The 16640-nt window shown below is 47.4% G+C and carries 14 protein-coding genes; 4 read left to right on the top strand and 10 right to left on the bottom strand.

The annotated features are described in order from the left end of the window. Positions 1–172 precede the first annotated feature (172 nt). Both QF049_RS26495 and QF049_RS26490 read left to right on the top strand, forming a co-directional pair. The gene (locus QF049_RS26495) at positions 173–1384 is read left to right on the top strand and encodes a sensor histidine kinase (RefSeq protein WP_307541836.1); all 1212 of its coding nucleotides are present in this window, start codon (positions 173–175) and stop codon (positions 1382–1384) included. Between the two features lie 21 nt (positions 1385–1405). Next, positions 1406–2095: a response regulator transcription factor gene (locus tag QF049_RS26490; RefSeq protein ID WP_307541834.1), complete on the top strand. Its 690-nt coding sequence runs from the start codon at positions 1406–1408 to the stop codon at positions 2093–2095. A gap of 91 nt (positions 2096–2186) precedes the next feature. Here QF049_RS26490 and QF049_RS26485 read toward each other — a convergent pair whose 3' ends face one another. From QF049_RS26485 to ftsE, 5 genes are all read right to left on the bottom strand, one after another. After that, positions 2187–3515, bottom strand: coding sequence for a PDZ domain-containing protein (locus QF049_RS26485; protein ID WP_307541832.1), 1329 nt, complete (start codon positions 3513–3515; stop codon positions 2187–2189). Between the two features lie 64 nt (positions 3516–3579). Then, positions 3580–5052 carry a S41 family peptidase gene (locus QF049_RS26480; RefSeq protein ID WP_074096593.1) on the bottom strand — a complete coding sequence of 491 codons (1473 nt, stop codon included), beginning with the start codon at positions 5050–5052 and terminating at the stop codon, positions 3580–3582. Positions 5053–5187: 135 nt separating this feature from the next. Beyond that, positions 5188–6468: a murein hydrolase activator EnvC family protein gene (locus QF049_RS26475; protein ID WP_307541829.1), complete on the bottom strand. Its 1281-nt coding sequence runs from the start codon at positions 6466–6468 to the stop codon at positions 5188–5190. Between the two features lie 187 nt (positions 6469–6655). After that, positions 6656–7573 carry a permease-like cell division protein FtsX gene (gene ftsX / locus QF049_RS26470; RefSeq protein ID WP_091013078.1) on the bottom strand — a complete coding sequence of 306 codons (918 nt, stop codon included), beginning with the start codon at positions 7571–7573 and terminating at the stop codon, positions 6656–6658. Next, positions 7563–8249 (bottom strand): cell division ATP-binding protein FtsE, encoded by a 687-nt coding sequence (ftsE, locus tag QF049_RS26465; protein ID WP_024631580.1) that lies wholly within the window; start codon positions 8247–8249, stop codon positions 7563–7565. The genes ftsX and ftsE overlap by 11 nt, the downstream gene beginning before the upstream one ends. Before the next feature lie 254 nt (positions 8250–8503). Between ftsE and QF049_RS26460 the strand changes: the two genes are divergently transcribed. Then, positions 8504–9937 carry a VanW family protein gene (locus tag QF049_RS26460; protein ID WP_307541827.1) on the top strand — a complete coding sequence of 478 codons (1434 nt, stop codon included), beginning with the start codon at positions 8504–8506 and terminating at the stop codon, positions 9935–9937. 230 nt (positions 9938–10167) lie between these two features. Here QF049_RS26460 and QF049_RS26455 read toward each other — a convergent pair whose 3' ends face one another. The 4 genes from QF049_RS26455 to QF049_RS26440 all read right to left on the bottom strand — a co-directional run bounded on the left by QF049_RS26455 (position 10168) and on the right by QF049_RS26440 (position 13878). Next, a complete protein-coding gene (locus QF049_RS26455; protein WP_307543440.1) occupies positions 10168–11721 on the bottom strand; it encodes an MDR family MFS transporter in 1554 nt (517 codons plus the stop codon). Between the two features lie 72 nt (positions 11722–11793). Next, positions 11794–12477, bottom strand: coding sequence for a hypothetical protein (locus QF049_RS26450; protein WP_307541825.1), 684 nt, complete (start codon positions 12475–12477; stop codon positions 11794–11796). A gap of 34 nt (positions 12478–12511) precedes the next feature. Then, entirely contained in the window at positions 12512–13240 is a 729-nt protein-coding gene (locus QF049_RS26445) for a polymer-forming cytoskeletal protein (protein ID WP_307541824.1), read from the bottom strand. A gap of 14 nt (positions 13241–13254) precedes the next feature. After that, on the bottom strand, positions 13255–13878 hold the full coding sequence (locus QF049_RS26440) for a YhbD family protein (protein ID WP_036612427.1): 624 nt from the start codon (positions 13876–13878) through the stop codon (positions 13255–13257). A 298-nt stretch (positions 13879–14176) separates the two neighbouring features. On the opposite strand from QF049_RS26440, the gene QF049_RS26435 reads away from it, so the two are divergent. Next, a complete protein-coding gene (locus tag QF049_RS26435) occupies positions 14177–14956 on the top strand; it encodes an alpha/beta hydrolase (protein ID WP_307541822.1) in 780 nt (259 codons plus the stop codon). 205 nt (positions 14957–15161) lie between these two features. Here QF049_RS26435 and argH read toward each other — a convergent pair whose 3' ends face one another. After that, a complete protein-coding gene (gene argH / locus QF049_RS26430) occupies positions 15162–16565 on the bottom strand; it encodes an argininosuccinate lyase (RefSeq protein ID WP_307543438.1) in 1404 nt (467 codons plus the stop codon). Positions 16566–16640 lie beyond the last annotated feature (75 nt).

Here is a 16640-nt window from a genome sequence, read left to right as displayed (position 1 = left end):
GATTTCATAATTTTATTGTAACGGATCGCAATCTGTCGCGAAGGTACGAAAAGTCATGAATCGAAGGTGACTTAAGTCATCTCCTGATTCGAATGCTGCTTATGGTATAATCAAGGGCGCATTACCGAGAGATTTTCTACTCCACTTTTTATATAAAGGATGTCACTTACATATGCCGATGCGGTTTCTGCAATATGGATTAATTATCGTTCCAGCAGTACTGTACATGTTGATGTTGCCCTTGGAAAACGAAGCCGTCTACACCCTGCATATCATCATCGCGCTTGGACTCTCCGTTTGGAAAGATTTCAACCGTTCAAGTACACAGCAATGGCTGTTGCTTCTGGCCGAAATACTCTGGAGCTGCTGGCTGATTGCTTCGTATGGACCGTTTCTGCTATTCCTCTCTTTATCCGTGCTCTACGTGTATATATACAGACTGGAGGGAAGTCGGAGATGGTTGATGTTTGCAATTCAGCTTGTCGCTAACAATGTCGCTTTGCATTGGCATTATGCTGTCCCACAGGCATCACAGCTAGGGTTATCCACACTAAATGCAACCGCCACTACATTACTCTCCACAGAGACAATTGCGATGGTTCTTGGCAACCTGCTTCTGCTCATCACAGCGGCTCTGTCCTGGCAGGGATCAAGAACGGCGAACAGCCGCGGACAACTGGAACAAGTCTATGACGAACTTCGCAGCAAACATTACGAGCTACAAGAAGCGCGTGCGCAGCTCCTGTTATTTACAAAGCAACTTGAAGGAGCGGCTCAGGCAGAGGAACGTACCCGTATCTCAAGACAGCTTCATGACGATATCGGGCATCGACTGATTCGCACCAAAATGATGGCGGAAGCCGCCCTGGTGACCCTTCCCCTGAATATGGAACAAGGAACGGAAATGGTGAGACAGATTCGCGATCAATTGGCCGATAGTATGGATGATATGCGCAGCACACTGCACAAACTGCAACCTAATTCCTATGTATCCGAAGCTTACGCCCTGGATCGTCTCCTAGAGGAAGTGGGTAGAGATACTGGCGTGAAGACAAATTATGAAGTTCATGGCCCATCCCATGTGCTGTATCCCAGCATACAAATCGTTCTGTTCAAAAATGCCAAAGAAGCCTTGACCAATGCCCTGCGACACGGAAATGCTTCTTCGATCACTGTGGAGTTGGTATTCGGGGATCAGGAAGTCTGTATGAGTGTAAGTAATGATGGCAAAATCAATCCCCATTCTTCCAAGCGAAATGGCATAGGACAGGAAGGCATGCTTCTGCGCACACAAATGGTGGGAGGAGTCCTGGAGATTCAATCTGCTTATCCGTATACAGTGATTACACGCATTCCATTAACGAACCAGATGGATATACTCTGAAAAAAGGAAGTGAATGTTCTCATGTCCGAACGTAATGATGTGAACAACAAGAATGATTCAGGCCAGCTCTCACTTATCCGGCTGATTCTCGCAGACGATGATTACTTCATTCGTGAGAGCCTGAAAGTGCTGCTCGGACTGGACTCCGGCATTCGCGTTACAGGTACAGCCTCAAATGGACAGGAAGCGTTGGAATTGCTTGAAGCAGGGACGCCTGCGGACGTGGTTTTAATGGATATTCGGATGCCGGAATGTGATGGAGTTGAAGGTACCAAACGCATCAAGTCACGTTTTCCTGAAATCCAGGTGCTCATGCTGACTACGTTTGACGACGATGAGTATATTATTCAGGCATTACAGGATGGAGCAAGCGGTTATTTGCTCAAAAATGTTCCACCCGAGCGGATCATTCAAGGCATCAAGACCGTACATAACGGCGATATGTTAATTCATCCGGATATAGCCCGCAAATTGGCAGGCCTTCTTCGTCCTGCTGCGATTCCCCTGACACAGAACCCAATCGAAGCCTATGGACTGACACGTATGGAGCTGGCGGTTGCCGAGGCCATATCGGAGGGTTTATCCAATAAGGAAATTGCCGCCAAATTGTTCCTCAGTGAAGGCACGGTCAAAAACTACGTCACAGATATTCTCGGCAAGCTGAGCTTGCGTGATCGGACTCAAATCGCCATCTTTATGTTAAAACAATAACAAAAAAGGTATTTCCCTTGCCTGTGACGGCGTTAGGAAATACCTTTTTCATTGCTTGATTTATGGAACATACTTCATCATGTATGCTTAGTTACATCTCAATAGACCCTTTGTCACTGGTAACTGGGGCTGGCGGTAACGCCAATGGAGCTTCGTCCCTTTGTGGTTTTTTCAGACGGGCAAACAATTTGAGATTAATGACATGGAACAGCGTCAGTGGACGTAACCGAATCGCCCAAACCTCGTGATTGTCCGGTGCCATAATGACCCCAAGCTGATGATGCTCCCCTTCATAGATCGCTCGTTGCATGAACTTGCTTTCTCCCTGATGATTGCGAACCTCAAGTTTGCAAAAAGCCGGGTTCATCCGCAGAGCACGATGTAACTCTTCCGGCGAATGAACCAACTTACCATTCACCTTGTACAATGTCTCTCCTGCTTCAATCCCCAAATCTGCAGCAGGGCTCTCCGGAATAACAGCCAATACCTTCAGCCCATGCTGCGGATGGACAAATACCGGACTCCGGTTTTGCTCTTCAAACGCGCTGTACCATACCAGAAATTCATGTCCAATAAAAGCGATCAGCGCAGCAACCACCATGAGTGGAGACCACCATGCAGCAAGCAAACTGAACACGAGCAAAGTTGCCCCGTATATCATCAACCGCTTTGATGAGATCTGCACCTTTTGTCCCGGAAGCATACTCTGCGTTATCTCACCAAATCCGAGCATAATCGGCAATGCAACCAGCATATAACTATGACCTGCATTCATCAGTGGATTCCAAGCCAGTTCCGCGCCACTGCCTGTGACAGGGACAAGAATCAGTAGAGGAATGGCCCAGAACTGTTGCAGTTGATATCCACCAACCAGTTTCCCGCGTTTTCCCTCGAAGAGAAGTGGTGATGCCATCGATACCCCCTGCATGCGTACCAACAGGGCTTCACCCATATGTAGAAGCGCCGCCAGGACAAGCAGTGCAGGCATATCCAGGGTACGTAGTGCCTCCGTGATACTGCCCATCCAACCCGATGGCTGCCAGCCTGAAGCCAGATTTAAACCAAATTGCAGCACACCCAGTAACCCGGCTGCATAAGCAAAACACAGATACCGGATGCGGAACAAAGATAGAACTAGCGTTGCAGCCCATATGCATATCAGACTTCCCAGTGTAAGATGTGCACCGAGGAATAGGGACACAATCGAGACGATGGTACCAATGAGTATGCCTCCGAGCACGGCACGAATCGTCTGTGTTATCGAGCTTTGCAAACGAACATGAAACAATTTACGCTCCTGCAGTAACTGACGATGATAGATCAGCGCAATCAGGATCACCGCAATATAATAAAACGGCTGAATAAACAACTGCAACAAAGCTTCCCCTAATGTAGTTAACCACGGCCATACCCATTCCATTGTGGTCGGTCACCCCTCTCTTTCAGCCGGTTCAGAAAAAAAGAAGGCTGAGAATCAGCCTTCTTTATGGCTTCGACACAGCGGACGAAATATCCTTTGAGACATTTTCGATCGCGCGTTTCAGCTGTGCATCATATTGAGGATTGGCAATACGTTCAATCAGAGCCGCTTCCAGTGATTCAGCGGTTTTCTCATCAATCTGGCCTGTGGCCTGAATGCCTTTTTGCTTCTGGAATGCCTTGACCGCTTCTTCCGTCTTCTGGTCGTAGTATCCATCCACACGATCCGGTTTGAAATCGAGTCCTCTCAGCATCGTCTGCGCACTTTTCACATCCGTGCTATTGCTGTCATATTTCAGTGGTAACTTCTCTTTGTTAATCGGTGCCACCGAGAAATAATCCGGCTGGTCTACCGCAATATCCGGTTTGATTCCTTTTTCATGAATCCAGTCTCCGTTCGGAGTGAGCCACTTGGCAATGGTGATCTTCAGCAAGCTGCCGTCACCCATCTGCTTGTCATAACTCGTCTGTACGGTTCCTTTACCAAAGGAGTTTTCACCAATCAACTTCGCACCTGCTGACTGTTGTAATGCACCGGCCAAAATCTCCGACGCACTCGCACTGCCTTTGTTCATCAGGACTGTGACTGGATAAGCTTTGGCTGATCCATTGGACTTGCTTTGTTCCTTTTTGCCGTTCTTGTCTTCGACTTGCACAATAACCTTGCCTTTAGGAACAAACTGTTCAGCAATATCAATAACGACTTGCAATACACCGCCTGGGTCATTCCGTACGTCGATGACCAGACCTTTCATGTTCTGCTTCTCAAGCTTCGCCAACTCTTCCTTGAAGCGATCGCCTGTATTCAAAGAGAATTGAGTAATGGCAATGACGCCAATTCCGCCATCCTCCATGTGAGCATATACGGTCTCCAGATCAATGTCATCCCGTACAATAACAAACTCAATCAGTTCGGAAGATCCGGCACGTTTGACCTGTACCTTCGCTTCACTGCCCTTGGGACCTCTGATTTTGTTAACAGCCTTGTTCAGTTCCAACCCTTGCAGGGATTCGCCGTTGACTGACATAATCATGTCCTTCGCACGAATACCCGCTTTTTCGGCAGGTGATCCTTTGATCGGGGAAACAACAACAACGTTTCCATCCTGTGAGGATACCTCTGCGCCAATACCGGTAAATGAACCTTCGATCGACTCTTCAAACTGAGCAGCCGTTTCCTGCCCCATATAGTTGGAGTACGGATCACCAAGCGATTCCATCATGCCGTTGATCGCACCGTCAATCAATTTGGTCTGATCCACGTCTTTATAATAGTTGCTTGAGATCAAATCCATCGCAGTTTCAATCTTTTTCAAATCGTTCTTCTGCTGTGTATTGCCGGTTACACTAGCCAGCAAACCTTCGCCAGCTGTGGTTTGGTTTGCTATTCCCGGGTAAGTCATTAGTACCAGGGTTAGCAAACTACCACCCAGGAGACCCACAATGACAAGCAGTAGCGCCGATCTTTTCTTCATCATCCGTTTGTCACCGCCTTTAGTTTTGAAGCGTGTCCGATTCCATTGTTGCCAGAATCCATTCCCTGAACATGCCAGCTTATTATATGTCTAGCTTGTACGGAATATGTTTTTTCCATTCGAACGATGGAGCAATAATTACAAATAGTTCATCGGATTTACAGCGGTACCGTTATCTCTCACTTCAAAGTGCAAGTGAGGTCCAGTAGAGTTCCCTGTGTTTCCTGACTCAGCAATGGTATCACCTTTGCTCACGGTGTCCCCCTTGCTGACTTTGAATCCACCTTCGCGCAAGTGACCATATAACGTCCATAGTCCGCCACCATGGTCCACAATAACCGTATAGCCATAACCGCTATACCATTCAGCCATAATTACGATCCCGCCAGAAGCAGCATAAACAGAGGTTCCCACAGGAACAGCGAAATCAACACCATTATGCATCTTACCTACTACACCCGTAATTGGATGGGTACGGGGACCGAATGGAGAAGAAATACGTCCGCCAGATACCGGTCTTGAGAAAATACCATTCCCCGATGAATACGTGACCTCACTGCTGCTATCCGAGCTGACTCTGGTTGGCGTCTTGGCTGCAGCTTTCGCCCGAGCGGCGGCTGCGGCTTTTGCTTTGGCTGCGGCTGCAGCCTGTTGTTCACGCAATTTATTTTTCTCTTGAAGAAGTGCCGAACGTTTGCTGGCAATCTGCATCAATACATCTTCCTGCTCTTGTGTCAGCTCTTCTGATTCTTCAATCTTAGCATCATATGAAGCGAGAAGCACTTGCTTTTCCGCTTCTTTTTCATTCAATTGGGACTTGCGCTGTTTCTTCTGTGCATACAGGCTCTTGGCTTCCGCATATTGCACATCCAATTCTGCCTTTTTGTCCACGACCAGTTGCTTGTCCGCTTTGTGCTCATCCAGCAGATGCTGATCCTGATCCACAATCGTTTTGAGTGAATCCGCACGGGTCAGGAAGTCAGTGAAGCTAGTAGAGGACAACAATACATCCAGATAGGATACAGCACCGTCCGTATACATCAGGCGCACGCGTGACTCCAACAATTTTTCCCTTGCAACAATGCGTTCTTCTGCCGCTTGCAGATCTTTTTTCGTTGTACGGAGATCTTCCTCCGTGTTCTCGATCTGCAAGGATACACTCGCCAGTTCATCACTAACGACATTGATCTGTTCCATGACAACCTTCAGATAAGCGTTGGTTTTGTTCTTGTAATGCTGTGCTTCCTTTTTGTTGGAAGCCGCTTTTTTTTGCTCCTGCTTGGCAGAAGCCGCCTTGCTCTCCAGTTGCTGAATCTGTTGGTCAATATCGCTGATGCTACTCTTGGCATATCCGTCAGAAGGTTGAAGCGTCAAACTGGCCAATAACGTAAAGGCCAGCAGCGAAGCGGTTTTTTTCAAAATGATGATCCCCCATCCTATGATTTCACAAGAAAGCAACCTGCACAGGTGGTGAACAGCATGTTCTTTGCTTTCTTCAATCTTAAAAGACTCCGTCTTTCCTACATATCGTCAAACAGCGTCCATTAATGAACCTGCTTTACCATTCTTTTCGACATATTCTGCAATTCGATCGTTGAAAACAAAATTAAACGTTGAGTGATTTCCGAATGGAAAGTGTACTTCCCAAAATACCTACCAGCACACCGAGTCCAATCAACAGTGTTCCAAACAGCAACCAGATTTCGCCGAGCGGAATCAAGTTAAGCATCTGCATGAAGACATCCTGACCAATCGTCTTCATCAACTGGCTGTATCCAACAAACAGCACACCAACCGTAATGACCGAGCCAATAAATCCAATGAGTGCACCTTCAATAAAGAAAGGCCAGCGAATAAAGGTATTGGTTGCGCCAACCAGCTTCATAATTCCGATCTCCCGGCGACGTGCCAGAATCGTTACGCGAATCGTATTAGAGATCAGGAACATGGACATGAGACCCAGTCCCCCGACAAAAATAAATCCGATGTTACGAACAAGTTTCGTGAATTTAAACAACACTTCCACCGTTTCCTTGCCGTAGTTCACTTTCATGATCGGCTTCTCCGGGTGTTTTTCGTTCAAAGCTTCGATTTTTTGCGCCACAAAAGTGACGGTTTCCGGTTCAATGACCTCAACTTCAATGGTCTCCGGCAGTGGGTTGTTGTCCACATCGAAACCGCTAAGCACGTTATCTGCACTCTCTCCAAGACGCTCACGGAACTCCTTGAGTCCTTCTTCCTTGGAAACAAAACGAATCTCACTTACTTCAGGCATCGCGCTGATTTCTTGCTCCAGTGTGTTACGCAGGTTCTCGTCCACATTCAGTTCGAGGAACGTGCTGATCTCCACCTGGCTATCAACCTGATTCGCCATGGAGTTCACATTGAGCACCAGCAACATAAACACACCAAGAATCAGCAGCGACACAATAATGGACATGATGGAGGCCACAGACATCCAGCCGTTGCGGAATACGTTTTTGAATCCCTCCCGCAGATGGCGCAAGAGAGTACTAAAATTCATAACCGTATTCCCCTCTCATCTGATCCCGTACAATCTGTCCACGTTCAATGGCGATTACCCGTTTACGCATCGTGTTTACGATATCTTTGTTGTGGGTCGCCATAACAATGGTTGTCCCCCGGAAATTAATCTCATCCAGCAGTTGCATAATCCCCCATGACGTCTCCGGATCGAGGTTCCCTGTAGGCTCGTCCGCGATAATAACCGACGGGTTATTGACGATAGCCCGTGCAATGGCAATACGTTGCTGTTCTCCACCCGAGAGCTGTGAAGGTTCGCGATTTGCCTTACTCCGCAGTCCCACCAAGTCGAGCACTTCCATCACCCGTTTTTTGATATGACGCTTCGGCGCTTCAATAACTTCCATCGCAAATGCCACATTCTCAAATGCTGTCATTCGTGGCAGCAGACGAAAATCCTGGAACACAACGCCGATGTTACGACGTACATAAGGAATCTTTCTTGGCTTCAACTTACCAATATTAAATCCGTTAATGGATATTTGTCCTTTGGTCGGAACTTCTTCTCTGTACATCAATTTCATAAATGTCGATTTACCTGCGCCGGACGGACCGACGATATAGACAAATTCATTGCGGTCGATCTTCACCGACACCCCTTGTAATGCGTGGGTCCCATTGGCGTAGGTCTTCCACACGTCCTGCATTTCTATCACATCATCACTTCCTGCTCGCATAGTTAGCCATTATCATTTCGACACAATCCCGGCATTTCCTTTAAAAAGACCTGAATTTCATCAGGGAAAAATCCACTTCGTTCCTGTTTCAATGGTGAAGCATGGATTCATATGAAGTTTATTGTAACAAATTTGTTACCTATTGAGTACCCGAAAGTTTTCCTGCATTGGATCATATATATAGAAAGTGTTACAAAGTCGGGAACAACAGAAGTATAAAGGAGCGTACGGTTATGAAAAAAATACATTTAACGGTCATTGTTCTATTCTCTATCCTCTTGATCGGCTCCGCGTCTTATGGATTGCTGTATATGTATGTGAATCAACCTGCCCTGCCCAAAGATGTTCATGTTGGCGGCATGCTGTTGGAGGGGAAGAATCGCAAGAACGTATTGCATGAATTGCATGAACAGATCCAAAAGCTGGAGGACTGGCCTGTCACCTTTGAAGTGACTGAACCCAACCCCCAGACGATGTCGTATACCGCAGCTCAGGTGGGGGTGAGCTACAACGTTAACAGCTTGAAAACCGCGATACAGCAGCTGGAGGAAGGTAACCTGTGGGAACGCGCTTATGCACGTTATCATTTTCCGAAAGAGTTCTCTCTCGATATGAGTTACGACTTACAACCACTTCACGAACATCTCAGCCCTGCCTGGGAAAAAGAAACCTTCGGTACACCCGCCAACGCTGTTCGACGCATTACCGCAAGTGACAAAGTGCAGTATATCCCGGAAAAGGGTGTCCGCCGTATTGATTGGGATACACTCGCAAATCTCATTCAGACGAAGTTGCACAGGGACCTCAGTGTACTGAGCCCGGATGAGAAACCCACCCCATTGCTAATTCAGGTACCACTGTATACGCTGAAGCCTGAAGTAACCCTTGATTCGCTACGCCAGGAAGGCATTGACCGAAAGATCATCCAGTTCTCCACGGGTCTGGGCAATAGTAGTGAAGGCCGGATACATAATGTCAGCGCAGCGGCGGAAGCGATTAACGGCATGATTTTACCACCGGATGCCACATTCGATTATGAGAAGGTCGTCCGTAAAGCTGAAAAGGAGTATGGGTTTCGTGAAGCTCCGGTCATTGTCAATGGAAGACTAACCCCCGGAATTGGCGGGGGGATCTGCCAAGTATCTAGTACAGTGTATAACGCAGCGCTATTGACGGGTCTTGATATTATTGAGCGTCGCAACCACTCCCTACCGGTCAAGTATTTACCGAAAGGACTGGATGCCACCTTTGCCTCTGGAGCCATCAACTTTCGTTTCAAGAACAATACTGGAAAATCCTTACTCATTCATGCAGAGGTAAAGAACCACCAATTGATGGTGAAATTTTTCGGCACATTCCCGGAGAATGTCAGCTATGCACTTGAATCTCGCACCATTGAAACATTAAGTGTTCCGGTAAAATATGTATCCAGTACGGTACTGCCTGATGGTGCACAGCAGGTGCTGCAAGACGGACAGCCTGGATATATTGTGGAGACGGTAAGAACCAAGAGGCTGGACGGCAAAGTGGTCGAATCCAAAACGATTACACGGGACACGTACAAAGCTCAAAATCGTCTAATTGCCCGCTCCGGTCATAGCAGCCTGCCCGATCCACAAGAACCTTCTGTGGTTGAGGACGGGATCAGCGATACGAAACAGCCTTAATTTTTTTCAAAGCAACCGACAACTTACAGATCACGGAATGGCACAAAAAAGGTCCTTCCGTAATTCATGGATAAGCATAAGCTGATCACACGAAAACAAAAAGACACACTTCACGTCCCTTTTGAGGATAGGCGAGAAGTGTGTCTCTACATTTTCAAGATAAGTTATTCGAGTTTTACCAAGCTAAGATTAGCTTTACTACTGTAACTTACGGTTTACTGCATAACGGCTTAGTGACCGCCAGTGTATTCGCCTTGCTCTTCGCCTACAACCATCTTCTCTTTTCCCATGAAGAAGGAAGCGACCAACGCGAGTGCAGCCGGAATCACAGCCCAGGCAAATAACTGCACGATGGAAGAAGACAGGGCATGTGTGATGCTATCCAGCACCTGAGGCGGAATCGCCTGTCTGAGTTCTGGTGAGAGCAACGCATGTGGATCGGTCAGATCCACTCCCTGAGGCACGCCACCCGCTGAAGCACCGCCTGCTTCCGCAGCTGAACCAGCGAGAGCATCGTTCATTTTACGCGTAAATACCTGGCTCTGTACGATACCAAAGATCGTAATGCCCATCGTCATGCCGAGGGACCGCAAAAAGTTAAGTGTGGAACTCGCCGCACCGCGTCTTTGCGGTTCAAACGCATTCATGGCTGCATTGCTAAGTACGGAGAACGAAGCACCGACACCCAGACCAACCATCACCATGTAGATACGTATCGTCCAAAGGGATGAATTCTCATCCAACGTAGTCAGCAATCCAAGTCCAATGACAAGTAAGGCCAACGTAGGGATCATGATATTGCGATACTTGATTTTGGTCATCAACACCCCGCCCAGGGACGCCGTCACAACGGACCCAAGCATCATGGGCAGTAGCACAAGACCGGAGTTGGTCGCTTTGCCACCAAGTACCCCCTGTATGAAGATCGGAATGTACACGGATGCTGTAATGAACGCTGCACCACTGAACATCCCAATAACGTTACTGGACCAGTAGACCCGGTTGCGGAACATGCCGAAGGAGATGATTGGTTCTTTGGCTTTTGTTTCTGCAAAAAGGAAAAGTAGCGCTAGTGCTACAAATCCGGCAAACAAGCCAAGAATCTGCCACGAACCCCAGGCAAACGTTTTGCCGCCCAGTTCCAGACCAAAGATCAAACACACTACAGCGCCGATCAGCGTTACTGCACCCAGCCAGTCGATCTGTTGGGATTGATGCTGATGAGACTCTTTGTAGAAGAATGCAATAAACACAAATGCAATCAAGCCGAGTGGCAGGTTGATATAGAATACCCATTCCCATGTCGCATACTGAGTAATATAAGCACCAAGCAGTGGTCCAAAGACGCTGGACAGACCGAAGACCGCTCCAAACAATCCACCCAATTTACCACGAGATTCTGGTGCTACGACATCAAACATGATCGTAAAGGCAATCGGCACCAAGGCACCCGCACCAATACCCTGAATCGCTCTGTACATCGTCAATTCCACAATAGACGTTGCCGTTCCGCACAGCGCTGATCCAAGCATAAACACAATAATACCAAATACAAAAAACTTCTTCCGTCCATACATATCGGATAACTTACCAAAGATCGGCATCCCTGCCATCTCAGCCACCATGTACGCGGAGGTAACCCAGACGAACTTGTCGAGCCCACCCAGCTTCCCGACAATGTCCCCCATAGCTGTTGCCACGATGGTGTTATCCATTGAAGCCATTAGTATGCTGAGCAGTAACCCTGCCAGCACCAATCCAATACTGTTTTTACGTGCAACCATTGTACTCAATCTCTCCATTCACGCTCTATTCATATGACTGCATTAGTATATCCGAAAAGAAGTTTTCGTTAATCAGTCCAAGGACCGATTGCTTTGCAGCAAAACTTCCGATTGCGGATGAATTTGCAGAGATGAACGGTATTCCACTGTACCGACCCGGCAGCCAGGACCGATTTTTATTTTATCGCCACGTACAATCTCGGCCTCGGTATTTTCTAATTCAATATTGTCACCTTCGATAATCTGTGCCTTGAGAATTGATTTATTCCCCGTAAACAAGTCATTTAACCTGCCACTCTTCACCGAGATGATGGAACCGCCCATTTCCTTGACCTCGGATGGACCCATGATTTTGAGTGTCATGTGTTCAGCGCTGAGCATCCCGGCTATTGTCAACCGTCCGTTCAGCTTGATATTTTCCGCCTGACAATCCCCTGACAGATGAAGCTCACCGACCACTTTGATATGCTCAGCTTTGGCATGCATGCCAGGTGCCTGGATTCCATCCTCAACATCGTTGCTGGCCTCTCGCTCTGTCAGAGTAAGGGTTCCCGTAATTTTAATATCTGTGGATTCAAGCGATCCGTATATGACCGATGTACCCGTACATTTGAATCGATCACAAGATAAATTGTCGTTGAAGGATGCGTCCCCTACGACCTTGACCTTGCCGTACACGCCCCCAGCAGAACTGCCGTCACCAACGATACTGATATCCACTTTTTTGTCCAAAGAACGCCCAGGATTGTTATTCATGTCGATCCCATCCCTTTCTCTCCATATCCAAAATTTAAATTCGCTGACTGCTGCCCACCTTGGCATCCTGATCTACCTCAAGTTCACCTGAATACTCGACCAGCCTGATGTTACAGCCGCGACCGATAAAAATGTTACTCCCCCGAACAATATCAGCTTCGGTATCTTCCAGCACAATCTCATCGCCCTCAATTAAGGATGTCTTAAATGATGGAGTCCCGCCCAGGCCAATACTTTTCCAGAACCCGTTTTGTTGCTCCTTGCGACGAATATCAATACGCTCTCCGCCAATCTCTTTAGCCGAAGAAGAGGTATGAAGCCTGATCTCCACTGTTCCCGCATTCAGGAAGCCGCTGATCTTGATATTTCCCTGTACGTTCAGGGACTCACATTGCACATCACCTTCAATATCGATCACACCGCCAATATCAATTCGTTCCCCATCCACTCTTCCACGTACGGTACACTTTCCGTTCACTTCAAGCTCAGGGCTATGGAGATCTCCGTTAATTGTAGTTAAGCCATCCACCCGAACACGAGAACTGGTCAAAGGCCCATTCAACGTGCACATGCCGTTAATCGTTGCACTCTCGGAGCTTAAAGCGCCGTGCATCTTCAATGTTCCATTCACTTCCATAGAGGTGCAGTCCAGGTTACCGTTCACCTTAGCCATGCCATCAATAGATACACGGTGAAAATTCCCGCCTGCCGTTTGACTTATGCCCGCCACATTCAGATCATTCCGCTTATTCCGCTCTTCCATAGATGATCCTCTCCTTATCCCAATTTGAGTTTTAATTCTTCCATAAATGTTCCCATCGGCTGCCTAAGAACCACTTTCACACCATTGTCAAAATAAAACTCCGTTCCTGCTGTTACCAGCATGAATGAAGGAACACCCATCTTACGAATAAGCACGAGTTCGCTGGGTTTGCCTGTAAAACGATAATAATGTTCGGACATCACTTCGATCAGCAACGCACCCTCTTGCCGAGTAATATCTCCGCTCATTAACAGCTTATCAAGGACGTAGAGCATCATGATCTGCTCCAAAGCATATAGCGGTTGTTCCCGACCTGCTTCTTTCAACAGATCCAGCGAGATTTGTGAAACAATGTTTCGCTCTAACAGTTGTTGTGCAGACATCTCTACTTCACCCAACGTAGGTGAGAACACGTCTGCCAGCTCATCCAGCGATAATCCGTCTTTCATATTGAGAATCTTGTCAATGCGCAGTAAAATCTGTTGTTTTGGAAAAAAGGTCTCTTGTCCGGTGTAGGACGACTTTCGAATAAACCATTCTTCCGGAATGAGATTTTTCCGCTTCCAGCGGTATAACTGGCCATATGAGATTCCTGTCAGGTCCAACAATTCTTTCTTGGAGATCAAATCATCCGTCATATATGGTCCCCCTTTATATTGAAATCAGTGTAACATAACATTGTTACGTTGTAAACAACGTCGTGACAATGTTGATTTTCCCTCTATGCCACTCACCCGTCTTAGCCTGATGTTACCTTACAATTTAGAGATACTCCTGCATGATTTCTTAAAGTGCATCTTGTTATTGCATTGCACGCGCAATGCGTATAACCTGTTAAATATGGACACTTAAAAGCTATTAGGGAGCAATCCCGGCTCATCCTCTCAAGTCAAAAACACTTGGTTAACGAACTTATGAAAGGGGTTTCTTATACTCATGGCACTTATTAAATGTGATTTTTACTCCGATACGCTTGGGCTGAGTACCAGCATGCATGTCATTCTCCCGCAACAAACCCACAATCAGATCGGTATGGAGAACGTGACAGGCAAAGGTCTTCACCCAACCCTGTACCTGTTACACGGTCTATCGGATGATGATTCCATCTGGCTGCGCCGCACATCAATTGAACGTTATGTAGCAAATCTGGGAATCGCCGTTGTTATGCCGCAGGTACATCGCAGCTTCTATACAGATATGGTCGAAGGCGGAAAATACTGGACGTTTATCAGCGAAGAACTGCCCTCACTTGCTCGTTCTTTCTTCCCTCTGTCACCAAAGCGTGAGGATAACTTCGTTGCTGGATTATCCATGGGTGGTTATGGCGCGTTTAAGCTGGCCCTTCGTAAACCAGAGCAATATGCGGCAGCTGCCAGTTTGTCTGGAGCACTCGATATGTCTGCACATATGGATAGAAATGCATCCTCAGCATTGCAACAGGCTGAGTTACAACGGATTTTTGGACCACAGGTGGCAGGCACTGAGAATGATCTGATTCATCTTTTAAAAGAGAGCCAACCTCAGCGGCCTCTGCTCTACCAATGCTGCGGAACGGAAGATTTTTTGTATGAGGATAATCAAACCTTCCGTCAAGCCTGTGAACAGACGGACTTCGAACTGACATACCAGGAAGGGCCTGGTGAACATGAATGGGGCTACTGGGATACCAAGATCCAGGATGTATTGAAATGGTTGCCTTTGCCCAAGCGCGATTAGTGGAGAATTGCAATGGAGCTACCACGAGTAACTAAACTGGTACTCCGATAGTAGAACAACCTACCTTCCGTTCGCGGTTGAGTTCAATATATCTAGAGCATATCGCTGTAAAACACAAAAAAGCAGGCCGTTGAGAACAAAGTTCTCTGGCCTGCTTCTTTATTGTACTGTCGTATCTGTACAAATACCTATAGTAACCGTGGTATTAACCGCGGTTCTTAATCCATTGCTCGGTAATTTCCAGTACCTTCTCACTGCGTCCGATGGCTTCGGCGACTTGACCCGAAGCTGTTCCGCCGTAAACATTACGAGCGTTCACAACAGCTTCTGGTTGCAGTACGTCATAGATGCGTTCATCGAACAGCGGTGAGAATTGACGGAATTCATCAATCGTCAGATCCAGCAAATACTTACTGTTCTGGATGCAGTACAGCACTGTTTTACCAATGACTTCATGCGCCTGACGGAAAGGCAAGCCTTCGCCTACAAGGAAATCGGCAATATCAGTAGCGTTCGAGAAATCCTGGTTGACCGCTTGACGCATACGATCCTTGTTCACGGTCATTGTCGCGATCATTGGAGCGAACAGTTGCAGTGCACCCTCCAACGTTGCTACCGTGTCGAACATGCCTTCTTTGTCTTCCTGCATGTCTTTGTTGTATGCCAGCGGAAGAGATTTTAGTACCGTCAGCAAACCGATCAGGTTGCCGTACACACGTCCTGTTTTACCACGAACCAGTTCAGGAACGTCCGGGTTTTTCTTCTGAGGCATAATGCTACTGCCTGTGCAGAACGCATCGTCCAGTTCAACAAAACCAAACTCCGTGCTGCTCCACAGTACCAACTCTTCGCTCAAACGGGACAAGTGAGTCATGATGAGGGAAGCTGCTGCCAGGAACTCAACAATAAAGTCACGGTCGCTTACTGCGTCCAGACTGTTCTCGTACACGCCATCAAAGCCCAGTTGTTCCGCGACAAAATGACGGTCAATCGGGAATGTTGTGCCCGCGAGCGCACCTGCACCTAGTGGCAGGATATTAATGCGTTTGTAGCTGTCCATCAGACGCTCCGCATCCCGTTGGAACATGGAGACATACGCCATCAGATGATGGGCGAACAGAATCGGCTGTGCCCGTTGAAGATGCGTATAACCCGGTACGATGGTATCGAGGTTATCTTTCGCTTGTCCAATCAGTGCTTCCTGCAAGGAGTGCAGCATACCTACAAAGCCAACCACGCGCTCACGCAGATACAAGTGCATATCCGTTGCAACCTGGTCGTTCCGGCTACGGCCTGTATGTAATTTACCGCCTACAGGGCCAATCGTTTCGATCAGGTTTTTCTCAATGTTCATGTGGATGTCTTCGTCCGATACGGAGAATTCCACTTCACCCGCACGAATTTTGTGCAGAACAGTGATCAATCCTTCTTTGATGGTCTCTACATCTTCCGCCGGAAGAATACCACATTTGCCCAGCATCGTCACATGGGCCAGACTGCCCTGAATATCTTCCTCAGCCAAAGCTTTGTCAAAATTGATCGATGCCGTATATTCCTCAACCAAATGATTGGTTTGTTTTGTAAAACGTCCTCCCCACAGCTTGCTCACAGTGAGTACTCCCCTTTCGCTCATGGACAAAGCCGCTCCTGCCAGATGTGCAAGAACGGCCTGCCTTGTCATTTA

It is taken from the genome of Paenibacillus sp. W4I10, assembly GCF_030816325.1.
GTDB classification, from domain to species: domain Bacteria; phylum Bacillota; class Bacilli; order Paenibacillales; family Paenibacillaceae; genus Paenibacillus; species Paenibacillus amylolyticus_B.
Note: the sequence above shows the minus strand (reverse complement) of the source record. Positions and strands in the feature narration are given on the sequence as shown.